General features: G+C 69.1%; 8 protein-coding genes. 7 read left to right on the plus strand and 1 reads right to left on the minus strand.

Annotated elements, in window-relative coordinates; all coding sequences use genetic code 11:
- The first annotated feature begins 170 nt into the window (after window positions 1-170).
- From GEMRO_RS0110555 to GEMRO_RS0110585, 7 genes are read left to right on the plus strand one after another with little or no spacing between them, the layout of a single operon-like run.
- Window positions 171-2,669 (plus strand): glycogen/starch/alpha-glucan phosphorylase, encoded by a 2,499-nt coding sequence (locus GEMRO_RS0110555; RefSeq protein ID WP_027133948.1) that lies wholly within the window; start codon window positions 171-173, stop codon window positions 2,667-2,669.
- Between the two features lie 11 nt (window positions 2,670-2,680).
- Window positions 2,681-4,900, plus strand: coding sequence for a 1,4-alpha-glucan branching protein GlgB (glgB, locus tag GEMRO_RS0110560; protein ID WP_027133949.1), 2,220 nt, complete (start codon window positions 2,681-2,683; stop codon window positions 4,898-4,900).
- 37 nt (window positions 4,901-4,937) lie between these two features.
- Window positions 4,938-6,206: a glucose-1-phosphate adenylyltransferase gene (gene glgC / locus GEMRO_RS0110565; protein WP_027133950.1), complete on the plus strand. Its 1,269-nt coding sequence runs from the start codon at window positions 4,938-4,940 to the stop codon at window positions 6,204-6,206.
- On the plus strand, window positions 6,206-7,666 hold the full coding sequence (gene glgA, locus GEMRO_RS0110570; RefSeq protein ID WP_322100040.1) for a glycogen synthase GlgA: 1,461 nt from the start codon (window positions 6,206-6,208) through the stop codon (window positions 7,664-7,666). Before glgC ends, glgA begins: the two co-directional genes overlap by 1 nt.
- Entirely contained in the window at window positions 7,663-9,294 is a 1,632-nt protein-coding gene (locus GEMRO_RS0110575; protein WP_027133952.1) for an alpha-D-glucose phosphate-specific phosphoglucomutase, read from the plus strand. Before glgA ends, GEMRO_RS0110575 begins: the two co-directional genes overlap by 4 nt.
- Window positions 9,295-13,362, plus strand: a complete 4,068-nt coding sequence (gene glgX, locus GEMRO_RS33425; RefSeq protein ID WP_035485116.1) for a glycogen debranching protein GlgX — start codon at window positions 9,295-9,297, stop codon at window positions 13,360-13,362.
- Window positions 13,363-13,375: 13 nt separating this feature from the next.
- The gene (locus GEMRO_RS0110585; protein ID WP_035485119.1) at window positions 13,376-14,125 is read left to right on the plus strand and encodes an SDR family oxidoreductase; all 750 of its coding nucleotides are present in this window, start codon (window positions 13,376-13,378) and stop codon (window positions 14,123-14,125) included.
- Window positions 14,126-14,174: 49 nt separating this feature from the next.
- Here GEMRO_RS0110585 and gabT read toward each other — a convergent pair whose 3' ends face one another.
- Entirely contained in the window at window positions 14,175-15,461 is a 1,287-nt protein-coding gene (gene gabT, locus GEMRO_RS0110590) for a 4-aminobutyrate--2-oxoglutarate transaminase (RefSeq protein WP_027133955.1), read from the minus strand.
- Between the last annotated feature and the right edge of the window lie 7 nt (window positions 15,462-15,468).

Below are 15,468 nucleotides of genomic sequence, written 5' to 3' on the forward strand. Positions count from 1 at the left end.
AGCGCTTGCCAAGGCGGAGCAACCCGCCGGATTGTACGTCGGCGGCTTTGCCGATCCAAGACCGGGGACATCGGGCGCGAGCCGCCGCATGCCGATGCCCCTCCGCAAACAGCGCGCCCCCTGCTGGAACGACCGAGGCGACCAGGGCGCGCCGAAGGACCTGCGTCGTGATGGACATCGATACCCGTTCCCACCCCTCGTCGCCCGCCGGCAGGATCGAGCCCCGATATGCCGCCGCGAAACGCACGCCAACGGACCTGAAGGAAGCGATCGTGACGGCGCTTCGCTACAGCGTCGGCAAGAACCCGGAGTTCGCGCGGCTGCATGACTGGTACGCGGCCACCGCGCTGGCGCTGCGCGACCTGCTGGTCGACCAGTGGTTCCATTCCACCGACCAGACCTACCGGCAGCGCAAGAAGCGGGTCTACTACCTGTCGCTGGAGTTCCTGATCGGCCGGCTCCTCACCGACACCGCCAGCAATCTGGGCGTGCTCGACGAGGTGAAGGCGGCGCTGGCCGCGCACGGGATCGACTTCGAGGCGGTCAAGGCGCTGGAGCCGGACGCGGCGCTGGGCAATGGCGGCCTGGGCCGCCTGGCCGCCTGCTTCATGGAGAGCATGGCGACCGTGGGCGTGCCTGGCTACGGCTACGGTATCCGCTACGATTTCGGCCTGTTCCGCCAGGTGATCCGCGACGGCTGGCAGGTCGAACTGCCCGAGGACTGGCTGGCGTTCGGAAATCCCTGGGAGTTCGAGCGCCCGGAAGTCTCCTACGAGATCGGCTTTGGCGGCCATGTCGAGGTCGAGGACAATGCCGACGGCACGGTCTCCTACAGCTGGCAGCCGTCCGAGCGGGTGCTGGCCCAGGCCTATGATACCCCGGTGGTCGGCTGGCAGGGCAAGACCGTCAACACGCTGCGCCTGTGGGCGGCCCGGCCGATCACGCCGATCCGCCTGGACGCGTTCAACCGCGGCCAGCATGTCGACGCGTTCGCCGAGCAGGTCCGCGCCACCGCGATCTCCCGGGTGCTCTACCCCGACGATTCCACCCCAGAAGGCCATGAGCTGCGCCTGCGCCAGGAGTTCTTCTTCACCTCGGCCTCGCTGCAGGACCTGATCCGCCGGCACCTGACCCAGTACGACGACCTGACCTCGCTGCCCGAGGCGGCCTCGATCCAGCTGAACGACACCCACCCGGCCCTCTCGGTCCTGGAACTGGTGCGGATCCTGGTCGACCAGCACGGCATGGTGCTGGACGAGGCCTTCGAGATTACCCGGGGGACGCTCGGCTACACCAACCACACCCTGCTGCCCGAGGCGCTGGAGACCTGGCCGGTTCCGCTGTTCGAGCGGATGCTGCCCCGGCACATGCAGCTGGTGTTCGAGATCAACGCCCTCCACCTGGCGGCGGTGCGCAAGCGCCCGGATGCCGACGACGACCTGATCCGCTCGGTCTCCCTGATCGACGAGACCCATGGCCGGCGCGTGCGGATGGGCCATCTCGCCTTTATCGGCTCGAAGAAGGTCAACGGCGTGTCCGGCCTGCACGGCGAGCTGATGAAGGAGACCGTGTTCAAGGACCTGAACCGGATCTTCCCGGACCGGATCACCCACGTCACCAACGGCATCACGATGCGGCGCTGGATGGTGGAGTGCAATCCCGACCTGGCCCGGCTGATCACCGATTCGATCGGCCCGGCCTGGATCCAGGACGGCAGCCGGCTCAAGGAGCTGGAGAAGTTCACCGAGGACCAGCTGTTCCTGGAACGTTTTTCGAGGGTCAAGCAGGGAGCCAAGGACCGGCTCGCCACGTTTGTAGCTCAGCGGACCGGCATCCGGATCGATCCGGACGCGATGTTCGACATCCAGATCAAGCGGATCCACGAGTACAAGCGGCAGCTCCTGAACATCCTGGAAACCATCCACCTGTACGAGGCGATGCGCGCGGAACCCCAGCGAGACTGGACCCCCCGCGTGAAGATCTTCGCCGGCAAGTCGGCGGCGAGCTATCACCGGGCCAAGCTGATCATCAAGCTGATCAACGACGTCGCCCGCGTGATCAACCGCGACCCGAGCGTGCGCGACAAGCTCCGCGTGGTGTTCCTGCCGAACTACAACGTCACCCTGGCCGAGATGCTGGTGCCGGCCGCCGACCTGTCCGAGCAGATCTCCACCGCCGGGATGGAGGCGTCGGGCACCGGCAACATGAAGTTCCAGGCCAACGGCGCCGTCACCATCGGCACGCTGGACGGCGCCAATGTCGAGATCAGCCAGCATGTCGGCCGCGACAACATCCTGATCTTCGGCCTGACCGCCGACGAGGTCCGCGAGCGCTGGAGCAACGGCTATCATCCGCGCGCCGTGATCGAGGCGGATCCCAATCTCAGCCAGGTGCTGGAGGCGGTCCGCAGCGGCGTGTTCTCCCCCGACGACCCGGGGCGCTATGCGCCGATCGTCGATGATCTCTACAACCACGACTACTTCATGGTCGCTGCCGACTTCGCTGACTACGCGAAGACCCAGCAGGAGGCGGCGGCCCTCCATCGCAAGCAGGCGCACTGGCGGCGGATGTCGCTGCGCAACACCGCCAATGCCGGCTGGTTCTCCTCGGACCGTGCGATCCGCGAGTACGCGGAGAACATCTGGCATGCGCCCATGAACCCACAATGAGGTGACCGATCATGAAGCCCGCCCCCGACTTCCTGATCCTCCAGTCGGCCATGGACGCCGTGGTGGAGGCCCGTCACGGCGACCCGTTCGCCGTGCTGGGACCGCACGAAGTCGAGGGCGGGATCGTGATCCGCGCCTTTCTGCCCGGCGCGATGAGCGTCGAGGTGGTCGAGACCGCCACGGGCGAGGCGATCGGGGCGCTGGAGCGCCGCCATCCGGCCGGCTTCTTCGAGGGGGTCCTGGCGGACCGCCCGGCCTGGCTCGCCTACCGGCTGCGCGCCACCAGCTTCGAGGGGGTGGTGTGGGAGACCGAGGACCCCTACCGGTTCGGGCCGGTGCTGGGTCCGCTCGACGACTATCTGCTGGGCGAGGGCACCCATCGCCGCCTGTGGGAGAAGCTGGGCGCCCACCTGATCGAGCATGAAGGCGTCAGGGGCGTCCATTTCGCGGTCTGGGCGCCCAATGCCGACCGGATCGCCGTGGTCGGCGAGTTCAACGACTGGGACGGCCGCCGCCACCCGATGCGCCGCCGGCTGGGGGCGGGGGTGTTCGAGCTGTTCGTGCCGGGCGTGGGCGAAGGAGCCCTGTACAAGTACGAGATCCGCGGCCCCGACGGCAACCTGCTGCCGCTCAAGGCCGACCCAGTGGGATTCGGCGCGGAATACCGGCCGGGCACCGCCTCGCGGGTCAGCAAGGTCGACGCGTTCGCCTGGGCGGATGCGGACTGGATGACCCGGCGGGCGGCCCTGCACAACGTCCAGGCGCCGATCTCGGTCTACGAGGTGCACTTAGGATCCTGGGCGCGCGGCGAGGACAACCGCTTCCTGACCTACGAGGAACTAGGCGACCGGCTGATCCCCTACGCCATCGAGATGGGCTTCACCCATCTGGAGCTCCTGCCGATCACCGAGCACCCGTTCGACGGCTCCTGGGGCTACCAGCCGCTCGGCCTGTTCGCGCCGACCAGCCGGTTCGGCAGCCCGGCCGAGTTCGCCCGCTTCGTCGACCGCTGCCACCAGGCAGGCCTCGGGCTGATCCTGGACTGGGTGCCCGGTCACTTCCCGACCGACGCCCACGGCCTTGGCCGTTTCGACGGCACCGCCCTCTACGAGCATGCCGACCCGCGCCAGGGCTTCCACCAGGACTGGAACACCCTGATCTACAATTTCGGCCGGGCCGAGGTGATCAACTACCTGCACGCCAACGCCCTGTTCTGGCTGGACAACTACCACCTGGACGGGCTGCGCGTGGATGCGGTGGCCTCGATGCTGTACCTGGACTACTCGCGCAAGCATGACGAGTGGGTGCCCAACAAGTACGGCGGCAACGAGAACCTGGAAGCCGTCGACTTCATGCGCCGGATGAACGAGCTGGCCTATGGCGAGAACCCGGGCGTGATGACGGTGGCCGAGGAATCAACCTCCTGGCCCGGCGTGTCGAAGCCGACCTGGACGGGGGGGCTGGGCTTCGGGTTCAAGTGGAACATGGGGTGGATGAACGACACCCTGGATTACATCAGCAAGGACCCGGTCCATCGTCGCTGGCACCACCACCAGATGACGTTCGGCCTGCTCTACGCGTTTTCCGAGAACTTCATCCTGCCGATCAGCCATGACGAGGTGGTGCACGGCAAGGGCTCGCTGCTCACCCGGATGCCGGGCGACACGTGGCAGAAGTTCGCCAACCTGCGGGCCTATTTCGGCTTCATGTGGGGCCATCCCGGCAAGAAGCTGCTGTTCATGGGCCAGGAGTTCGCCCAGGGCGCCGAGTGGAGCGAGGCGCGCAGCCTGGACTGGCACCAGCTCGACATCGACTTGCACAAGGGCGTCCAGGACCTGGTGCGCGACCTGAACCATCTCTACCGGGAGACGCCGTCGCTCCATCGGCACGACTGCCATGGCGAGGGCTTCCAGTGGATCGACGCCAGCGATTCCGAGCATTCGGTCTACGCGTTCCTGCGCCTGGGCGACGCGGATCACCCGCCGGTCATGGTGGTCTGCAATTTCACCCCTAATCCGCACGTGAATTATCGGATCGGCCTGCCGCAACCGGGGCGCTGGAGGGAAGTTCTGAACACCGACGCCGCTTGCTACCGGGGAAGCGGGATGGGCAATGCCGGCGGGATCGACAGCGAGCCGACCTCCTGGCACGGCCGCCCCTGCTCGGCCCAGGTCACGCTGCCGCCGCTTTCCACCCTTTTCTTCGTGGCGGAGGGCGTGCAGGAGTCGTGAGCGATGCGGCTGGGCATATCGGGGAAGGGAACGGCGCATGGTCGAAGCAAAAACACCCACCACCGCACTGGCGCGCAATGCCATGGCCTATGTCCTGGCCGGCGGACGTGGCTCGCGACTTCATGAACTCACCGACCGGCGTGCCAAGCCCGCGGTGTTCTTCGGCGGCAAGACCCGGATCATCGACTTCGCGCTCAGCAACGCGCTCAATTCCGGGATCCGGCGGATCGCGGTGGCGACCCAGTACAAGGCGCACAGCCTGATCCGCCACCTCCAGCGCGGCTGGAACTTCCTGCGCCACGAGCGCAACGAGGGCTTCGACATCCTGCCCGCCAGCCAGCGGGTCTCGGAGACCCAGTGGTATGAGGGGACCGCCGATGCGGTCTTCCAGAACATCGACATCATCCAGGACTATGCCCCGGAGTACATGGTCATCCTGGCCGGCGACCATGTGTACAAGATGGATTACGGCCTGATGCTCCAGCAGCATGTGGATACCGGCGCCGACGTGACCGTCGGCTGCCTGGAGGTCCCGCGCATGGAGGCGACCGCGTTCGGGGTGATGCATGTCGACGAGGAATCCCGTATCGTCGACTTCCTGGAGAAGCCGGCCGATCCGCCCAGCATTCCAGGCAGCCCGGACGTGGCGCTGGCCAGCATGGGGATCTACGTCTTCAAGACCGACTTCCTGTTCGACCAGCTCCGCCGCGACGCGGAGACCCCCGGTTCCGCCCGGGACTTCGGCAAGGACCTGATCCCCTACATCGTCGAGCACGGCAAGGCGGTGGCGCACCGCTTCACCCAGTCCTGCGTCCGCTCCAAGGCGGAGAGCATGGCGTACTGGCGCGATGTCGGCACGATCGATGCCTACTGGGAAGCCAGCATCGACCTGACCGACATCGTCCCGGAGCTGGACCTGTTCGACCAGGACTGGCCGATCTGGACCTATTCCGAGCTCACCCCGCCGGCCAAGTTCGTCCACGACGTGGACGGGCGCCGGGGCGAGGCGGTCAGCTCGCTGGTCGCTGGCGGCTGCATCGTGTCCGGCTCGCGGATCCGGCGCTCGCTCCTGTCCACCGGCGTCCATGTCCACTCCTACGGCCTGCTCGACGGCGCGGTGGTGCTGCCGCGCGCCCAGATCGGCCGGGGCACCCGCCTGCGCAACGTGGTGGTCGACAGCAGCGTGGTGATCCCGGACGGGCTCGTGGTCGGCGAGGATCCGGAACTGGATGCCCAGCGCTTCCGCCGGACCAGCCGCGGCATCTGCCTGATCACCCAGCCCATGATCGACCGGCTGGCCGTCTGATGAGCCTGCAGGCCCTGTCGGTCGCCTCCGAATGCTTCCCCTTGATCAAGACGGGCGGCCTCGCCGACGTGGTGGGGGCGCTGCCGAATGCCCTGGCGCCGCACGGCGTCCGGGTCCGCACCCTGCTGCCGGCCTATCGGCAGGTGCTGGCCAGGGCCGGCCAGGTCGAGCCGGTCCTGCAGCTTCCGGACCTGTTCGGGGCCGACGGCCGGCTGCTGGCGGCGAAGAACGCCGACGGCGCCGACCTGCTCCTGGTCGACGCGCCGCATCTGTTCGACCGGCCGGGCGGGCCCTACCTGGACGCGGCCGGCCTGGACTGGCCGGACAACGCCCAGCGCTTCGCCGCCCTCTCGATCGTGGCGGCCAGGCTGGGCAGGGGGCTCCTGCCGGGCTTCCAGCCGGACATCGTGCATGCCCATGACTGGCAGGCCGGGCTGGTGCCCGCCTATCTGGCGCTGTTCGGCGGCCGCCGGCCGGCCACGGTGATGACCGTGCACAACCTGGCCTTCCAGGGCCAGTACCCGGCGCGCCTCCTGGACGACCTGCACCTGCCGGCCAGCGCGTTCGTGCCGGAGGGGGTCGAGTATTACGGGCAGATCGGCTTCCTCAAGGCCGGGCTGAACTATGCGGACCGGATCACCACCGTCAGCCCGAGCTATGCCCGGGAGATCCGGACCGCCGAGGGCGGCATGGGCCTGGACGGCCTGCTGAACGCGCGTGCCGCGCGGCTGAGCGGGATCGTCAACGGCATCGACATGGATGTTTGGAACCCGGCCACCGATCCGCTGCTGGCGAAGAACTACGCGGTCGGCAGCCTGGCCGACCGGGCCGAGAACAAGACCGCCCTGTGCAGCCGGCTCGGGCTGGACCAGGACGACTCGCCGCTGTTCTGCGTGATCACCCGGCTGACCTGGCAGAAGGGCGTCGACCTGATCCTGCAGGCCGCTCCCCATCTCCTGGAGGCCGGCGGCCAGCTTGCCGTGCTGGGGGCGGGCGATGTCCAGCTGGAAGGCAGCTATCAACGCCTGACCGAGCAGTATCCCGGCCGGGTCGCCTGCGTGTTCGGCTACAACGAGGAGTTCGCCCATCTCCTGGAGGCGGGCTCCGACGCGATCCTGGTTCCGTCCCGCTTCGAGCCGTGCGGCCTCACCCAGCTCTACGCCCTGCGCTACGGCTGCATCCCGGTGGTCAGCCGTGTCGGCGGTCTCGCCGACACGGTGATCGACGCCAACGACGCCGCCCAGGCCGCGGGCGTCGCCACCGGGGTGCAGTTCCACCCGGTCACCGCCGATGCCCTCAAGGATGCGATCTACCGGACCATCGCCCTCTACCGGCAGCCTGGCTTGTGGGCCAAGATGCAGCGCAACGGGATGACCAGCGATCTTGGTTGGGAGGTCAGGGCCGGAGCCTATGCCTCCCTGTTCCGGTCGCTGGCGCAGGAGAACGGAGTGGCGGCATGACGATAGCGACGATCCAGACCGAGCCATTCCAGGACCAGAAGCCCGGCACTTCCGGTCTGCGCAAGAAGACCCAGGTCTTCATGCAGGAGCGCTATGTCGAGAACTTCGTCCAGGCGATCTTCGACAGCCTGGACGACAAGCAGGGCAAGATGCTGGTCGTCGGCGGCGACGGCCGGTACTTCAACCGTGAGGCGATCCAGACCATCATCAAGATGGCTGCCGGCAACGGGTTCGGCACCGTGCTGGTCGGGCAGGGCGGGCTCCTGTCGACCCCGGCCGCCTCCTGCGTGATCCGCGCCCGCAAGGCCTATGGCGGGATCATCCTGTCGGCCTCGCACAACCCGGGCGGGCCGGACGGCGATTTCGGCATCAAGTACAACACCGACAATGGCGGCCCGGCGCCGGAGAAGATCACCGAGGCAATCTTCGCGAAGAGCACCACGATCACCGCGTACCGGATCTCGGACGCGCCGGACGTCGACCTGGACCAGATCGGCACGACCGACGTCGACGGCCTGACCGTCCACGTGATCGATCCGGCCGAGGATTATCTCGGCCTGATGGCCAACCTGTTCGACTTCGACAAGATCCGCGAGATGTTCCAGGCCGGCTTCCGCATGCGCTTCGACGCCATGCATGCGGTGACCGGCCCCTATGCCCACGCCATCCTGGAGGGTGCGCTGGGCGCTCCGGCGGGCACGGTGGTCAACGGCACGCCGTCCCCCGACTTCGGCGGGCACCATCCCGACCCGAACCTGGTGCACGCCAAGGAGCTGCACGACCTGATGATGGGGCCGGACGCCCCGGACTTCGGCGCCGCCTCGGATGGCGACGGCGACCGCAACCTGATCATCGGCAAGGGCATCTTCGTCACGCCTTCCGACAGCCTGGCGGCGCTTGCCGCCAACGCGCACCTGGCCAAGGGCTATGCCGGCGGGCTGAAGGGCATCGCCCGCTCGATGCCGACCAGCGGGGCCGCCGACCGGGTCGCCGAGGCGCTGGGGATCGGCCTGTACGAGACGCCCACCGGCTGGAAGTTCTTCGGCAACCTGCTGGATGCCGGGATGGCGACCATCTGCGGCGAGGAGAGTGCCGGCACCGGGTCCGACCATGTCCGCGAGAAGGACGGGCTGTGGGCCGTCCTGCTCTGGCTGAACATCCTGGCGGTGCGCCAGCAGCCGGTGAAGCAGATCATGGCCGAGCACTGGGCGACCTACGGGCGGAATTACTACTCCCGCCACGACTACGAGGAGGTCGACGCGGCCGCGGCCAACAGCCTGGTCGACGAGCTGCGCGGCCGCCTGTGCGAGCTTGCCGGGCGGATCATCAACGGCCGCGGCGTCGCCCGCGCCGACGACTTCGCCTACAAGGACCCGGTCGACGGCTCGACCAGCGCCAAGCAGGGGATCCGCATCCTGTTCGACGACGGCTCCCGCATCGTGCTGCGCCTGTCCGGCACCGGCACGGCCGGCGCCACCCTGCGCCTCTACCTGGAGCGGTTCGAGGCCGACCCCGCCCGCCTGGACCTGGACACCCAGGAGGTGCTGGCCGACCTGATCGAGACCGCCGAGCAGATCGCCGCCATCAAGGCGCGCACCGGTCGCGACGCTCCCACCGTGATCACCTGAGTGGACCTGCGGGTCCTCCCGGGGCGTCCCTATCCGCTGGGCGTCACCCTTGACGGGAATGGCGTGAACGTCGCGCTGCCGACGGTCGACGCGCAGAAGATCGAGTTCTGCATCTTCGACGGCAGGGGCGAGCGGGAGATCGCCCGCCTGGCCCTGCCGGAGCGGTCCAACGGCATCGTGTTCGGCCGGATCGAGGGCGTGGCGCCCGGCACCCGCTACGGCCTGCGCGTCCATGGGCCCTACGCGCCGAGGGCCGGCCACCGCTTCAACCCGAACAAGCTGCTGGTCGACCCGTTCGCCCGGATGCTGGACCGGCCGTTCCGCTTGGCGCGCTCCATGTTCGGTTACCAGCGCGGCCATCACGACGCCGACCTGTCCTTCGACGAGCAGGACAGCGCGCCGGACATGCCCAAGGCGATCGTGACCAAGCCGTCCCGGCCTTGCGCCGACAGCCGCCCGCGCACCGCCTGGACCCGGACCATCGTCTACGAGGCCCATGTGAAGGGCCTGACCAGGCTGCACCCGGCCCTGCCGGAACGGGTGCGCGGCAAGCTGACCGGCCTGGCCGAGCCGGCGATCCTGGACCACCTGACCAGGCTCGGCGTGACCGCGGTGGAGCTCCTGCCGATCCACGCCTTCCTGGACGAGCGCCATCTGGTGGAGAACGGCCTCGGCAACTACTGGGGCTACAACCCGGTGGCCTTCTCCGCTCCCGACCCGCGCTACCTGGTCGACGGCGGGGAGGACGAGCTGGCGGCCACCGTCGAGCGCCTGCACGGGGCCGGGCTCGAGGTGATCCTGGACGTGGTCTACAACCACAGCGCCGAGGGCGACGAGTTCGGCCCGACCGTTTCCCTGCGCGGCCTGGACAACGCCCTCTACTACCGCCTGGACCCGGCCGACCCCCGCTCCTACCTGAACGATTCGGGCTGCGGGAACACGCTGGCGGTCGAGCGGGCGCCGGTGCTGCGCCTGGTCATGGATTCGCTGCGCCACTGGGCGTCCCTGGGCGTGGACGGCTTCCGCTTCGACCTGGCCCCGACCGTGGCGCGGAATGCGGCCGGCTTCCAGGGCGACGGCGCCTTCCTGATGGCGCTGCGCCAGGACCCGGTCCTGGCCGACCTGAAGCTGATCGCCGAGCCCTGGGACATCGGGCCGGGCGGCTGGCAGACCGGCAACTTCCCGGACGGGTTCACCGAATGGAACGACCGCTACCGGGACGACCTGCGCCGGTTCTGGAAGGGCGAGCCGGAGATGATCGGCCCGCTGGCGACCCGGCTGGCCGGCTCGCAGGACCTGTTCGGCCGGAACGGCCGGGGGCCCTGGGCCAGCCTGAACTTCATCACCGCCCATGACGGCTTCACCCTGCGCGACCTGGTCTCCTACGAGCGCAAGCACAACCAGGCCAACCTGGAGGACAGTCGCGACGGGACCGACGACAACCATTCCTGGAACAACGGGGTCGAGGGACCGTCCAACGATCCGGCGGTGGTGGCCAGGCGCAAGGACGACATCCGCGCGCTGATGGCAGCCCTGATCCTCTCGCGCGGCACCCCGATGCTGACCATGGGCGACGAGTTCGCCCGCAGCCAGGGCGGCAACAACAACGCCTACTGTCAGGACGGGCCGCAGACCTGGCTGAACTGGACCGAGCTGCCGCCGGAGGGCGAGGGGCTGGTGGATCTGGTCGGCCAGCTCGTCCGCCTGCGCCAGGCGCATCCCGCCCTGCATCCCGAGCGCTTCCTGAACGGGCAGAGCGTGACTTGGCGGCGCGAGGACGGCCGCGCCTTCGACAATGGCGACTGGTACCGCCACGACCGCCGCTTTATCGGCATGGAGCTGCGCACCGAGCCGGACGCCCATGGTCTGGAAGACCCAGATCATGTCTATGTCGCGGTCAACGCCCACGACGCCCCGGTCCGCCTGACCCTGCCGCCCGCCGATCATCGCTGGCGGCTGGAACTATCGTCCGCGTCGGGCGCTTCACCGGTGCCGCATGGCATCCAACCCGAGCTGCAGGCCCGATCCGTGACCGTGCTGACCGACCGCGCCGCCCCCAGCGACGGCAACGACCCTGAGACCCTGAAGCGGCTGGCCGACCTCGCCGGCATCGACCTCGCCTGGTGGGACATCGCCGGCACCCGCCACGAGGTGGCGCCGGACAGCCTGAAGGCGCTGCTGCGCGCGATGCGGATCCCGGCCGACAGCCCGGGCGACATCGCCGATTCCTTCACCCGGCTGGATCAGGCGCCCTGGCAGGCGACCCTGCCGAAGCTCTCCAGCGGCCGCGCCGACCGGCCGATCGTGCTGGACGTCACCGTCTCGGACGCCGAGCGCGCTCTGGAACTCGACCTGGCGTCGGAGGACGGCCAGGAACGCCGGATCACCCTGCGCCCGGCCGACGGCCAGCAGGTCGGGCAGCGCCAGCTGGACGGAGCGACGCGCACCCGCTGGCGGGTCACCCTGCCGGAAGCCCTGCCGGCCGGCCGCTGGCAGGTCCGCGGCGAGCACGGCCCGGCCCACCTGATCGTCTCGCCCGGCCGCTGCTTCCTGCCGCCGGCGCTGCGCGACGGGGGGCGCCGGTTCGGGGTGACCACCCATCTCTATTCCCTGCGCCGCCAGGAGCACGATCCGGGCATCGGCGATTTCGGCACGCTCGCCTTGTTCGTCGACGCCTGCAAGAAGCTCGGCGCCGACGTGGTCGGGCTGAACCCGTTCCACGCCCTGTTTCTGAGCGATCCCGGCCGGGCCAGCCCGTACTACCCGTCCGACCGCCGCTTTTTGGACCAGCGCTATCTCGCCAGCGTGCTGGACCGGCAGTACCTGCCAGAGAGCGGCGGCCGGATCATCGACTATCCCAAGGTCGCGATGGGCAAGCTCGCCGCCGCCGAGCAGTCCTACGCCGCCTTGAGCGACCAGTCCGGCCTCGACCTGTTCATCGCCGAATTCGGCAGCCAGATCACGGCGTTCGCCACCTTCCAGGCGCTGGAGGAGCAGTTCGGCTCCAGCAACTGGCGCGCCTGGCCGGAATGGGCGCGCCGGCCGGAGACGGTGGGCGACCGGGTCGATCCGGCCCGGGTCCGCTTCTTCGCCTACCTGCAATGGATGCTCGACCAGCAGCTCGCCGCCGCGGCCGGCCAGGCCGAGGGCATGGCGGTGGGGCTCTACCGCGACCTTGCGGTGGGGGCTGCGCCGGAAGGGGCGGAGTTCTGGTCGCAGCAGGACCGGTTCGCCCAGAACGTCGCGGTCGGCTCGCCGCCCGACCCGTTCAGCCCGACCGGGCAGATCTGGGGCGTACCGCCGCTCGACCCGCAGGTGCTGATGGCCGAGGGCCTGGCCGGCTGGCGCGACCTGCTGCGCGCCAACATGCGCCATGCCGGCGCCTTGCGGATCGACCACGCCATGACCCTGCAGCGCCTGTTCTGGGTGCCCTCCGGCGCCTCGGCGCTGGACGGCGCCTATGTGCGCAACCCGGTCGACGCGATGTTCGCCGAGCTGGCGCTGTCCAGCCACGAATATTCCTGCATGGTGGTGGCCGAGGACCTGGGCACGGTGCCGGAAGGCTTCGGCGACCGCCTGGCCGATGCCGACATCCTGTCCACCAAGGTGATGTGGTTCGAGCGGGACGGCATGCGGTTCAAGCCGCCGGGCGAGTGGGCGGAGCGCGCCGCCGCCTGCATCTCCACCCACGACCTGGCGACGCTTGCCGGGTTCTGGAAGGCCGACGACATCGAGCTGCGCGCCCGGGTGCACGGCACCGCACCCTCCGATCAGGCCCTGGCCGAGCGTGCGGAGGAAAAGGCGGGCCTCGCGGCGCTGATGGGCATCGACCCGGCCGACGAGGCCGCGCTGGCGCCGGCTGCCCATGCCATGCTGGCGCGCACCCCCTGCTCCCTGGTGCTGGCCCAGGCCGAGGACCTGGTGGGCGAGGTCGAGCAGCTCAACCTGCCCGGCACCGACATGGAGCGGCCGAACTGGCGCCGCCGGCTGGAGGTTCCGGTGGAAGAACTTGCCGATCACCCCTTGGCCCAGCGCGTGGTCGCCTCCATGAAGGCGGAACGACCTTGAGGGGGCTAGATTGATGGCAGTCGAGAAAATTGCGCTGATCACCGGCGGCGGCAGCGGGGTGGGCCGTTCCACCGCGCTGGCGCTGGCGAAGGCCGGCTGGTCGGTGGTGGTGGCCGGCAGGCGGCAGGAGCAGCTGGACGGGGTTGTCCAGGAACTGGGTACCGACAAGGCGCTGGGCGTTGCCACCGATGTCAGCGACGACGCCTCGGTGCAGAACCTGTTCGCGAAGATCAAGGAGCGCTTCGGCCGCCTCGACCTCCTGTTCAACAATGCCGGCACGTTCGGCCGCAACGCGCTCCTGGAGGAGCTGACCTACGACGACTGGAAGGCAGTGGTCGACGCCAACCTGACCGGCTCGTTCCTGTGCACCCGGGAAGCCTTCAAGCTCATGAAGGACCAGGACCCGCAGGGTGGGCGGATCATCAACAACGGCTCGATCTCGGCGCACGTGCCGCGGCCGAACTCGATCGCCTACACCGCGACCAAGCACGCGGTCACCGGGCTCACCCGCTCCACCTCGCTGGACGGGCGCAAGTACAACATCGCCTGCGGCCAGATCGACATCGGCAACGCCGCCAGCGAGATGACCAAGAAGATGGATGGCGGCGTCCCCCAGGCGGACGGCTCGATCAAGCCGGAGCCCAAGATCGACGCGGCCCATGTCGCCGACACGATCGTGCACATGGCGAGCCTGCCGCTGGACGCGAACGTCCAGTTCGTCACGGTGATGGCCACCAAGATGCCGTTCATCGGCCGCGGCTGACCGTTCCGTCCTGCCCACCGGCGGCTCACCGCCCGTGGGCAGGACGCGATCAGGCTTCCGCCTCGATCAGCGCCCGCTCCAGGATCGACAGGCCTTCCTCGACCACCTCGTCGGGGGCGGTGAGCGGGACCAGCACCCGCAGCACGTTGCCGGCATAGCCGCTGGTCAGGATCACCAGGCCGTCGCGGCGCGCCAGGGTCGCGACCTTGCGGGCAAGCGCCGTGGCCGGCTCCCTGGTCGCCCGGTCGGCGACCAGCTCGATGGCCACCATCGCTCCGAGGCCGCGGACCTCGCCGATCGAGGTGACGTCGTTGCGCCGCGCGATCCCCTCTAGCCGTTCGGTCAGAAGGGCGCCCAGGTCCAGGCTGCGTTGCAGGAGGCCCTGCTCCTCGATCACCTCCAGCACCGCCAGCGCCGCCGCGCAGGCCAAAGGATTGCCGGAAAAGGTGCCGCCGAGCCCGCCCTGGCCGACCTTGTCCATGATTTTGGCCCGGCCGATCACCGCCGAGAGCGGCAGCCCGGCCGCCAGGCTCTTCGAGGTGACCACCAGGTCCGGCACCACGCCGGAATGCTCGATCGAGAAATACCTGCCGGTCCGGCCCATCCCGGCCTGCACCTCGTCCGAGATCAGCAGGATGCCGTGCCGGTCGCACAAGGCCCGCAACTCGCGCAGGAACCCGAACGGCGCCACGTGGAAGCCGCCTTCGCCCTGCACCGGCTCGATGATGATGGCGCCGACCCGGTCCGGGCCGATGTCGTAGCGGAACAGGTCCTCGATCCCGTCCAGCGACTGCCGCTCGCTCACCCCGTGATAGGGTGAGGGGAACGGGGCGTGGTAGACCTCGCCCGGCATCGGCCCGAATCCGGTCTTGTAGGGCGACACCTTGCCGGTCAGCGCCAGGGTCAGGAGGGTGCGGCCATGGAAGGCGCCGGAAAAGGCGATCACGCCCGGCCGGCCGGTGGCGGCGCGGGCGATCTTCACCGCGTTCTCGTTGGCCTCGGCCCCGGTGGTGAACAGGATGGTCTTCTTGCGGGCAGGCCCTGGAGCCAGCGCGTTCAGCTTCTCGGCCAGCTCCACGTAGAGCTCGTAGGGCAGGACCTGGAAGGCGGTGTGGGTGAAGCCGTCCAGCTGCCGGCGGACCGCCTCCAGCACCTTGGGGTGGCGGTGGCCGACATTCTGCACGCCGATCCCGCCGGCAAAATCGATGTAGCGCCTGCCTTCGACATCCCAGACGAAGGCGTTCTCCGCCTTTGCGGCATAGACGCCGGTGGGGTTGCTGACCCCGGGTGCCACGGCGGCGTCACGCCGGGCGCGGAGGTCCGCGTTGCTCGTCACGATCCAG

This window comes from Geminicoccus roseus DSM 18922, assembly GCF_000427665.1.
GTDB classification, from domain to species: Bacteria; Pseudomonadota; Alphaproteobacteria; order Geminicoccales; family Geminicoccaceae; genus Geminicoccus; species Geminicoccus roseus.

Excerpts from the sequence above, each read along its gene's own strand:
- GEMRO_RS0110555 (WP_027133948.1), top strand. The coding sequence starts at position 171 with ATGGACATCGATACCCGTTCCCACCCCTCGTCGCCCGCCGGCAGGATC.
- glgB (WP_027133949.1), top strand. The coding sequence starts at position 2,681 with ATGAAGCCCGCCCCCGACTTCCTGATCCTCCAGTCGGCCATGGACGCC.
- GEMRO_RS0110575 (WP_027133952.1), top strand. The coding sequence starts at position 7,663 with ATGACGATAGCGACGATCCAGACCGAGCCATTCCAGGACCAGAAGCCC.
- glgA (WP_322100040.1), top strand. The coding sequence starts at position 6,206 with ATGAGCCTGCAGGCCCTGTCGGTCGCCTCCGAATGCTTCCCCTTGATC.
- GEMRO_RS0110585 (WP_035485119.1), top strand. The coding sequence starts at position 13,376 with ATGGCAGTCGAGAAAATTGCGCTGATCACCGGCGGCGGCAGCGGGGTG.
- glgC (WP_027133950.1), top strand. The coding sequence starts at position 4,938 with ATGGTCGAAGCAAAAACACCCACCACCGCACTGGCGCGCAATGCCATG.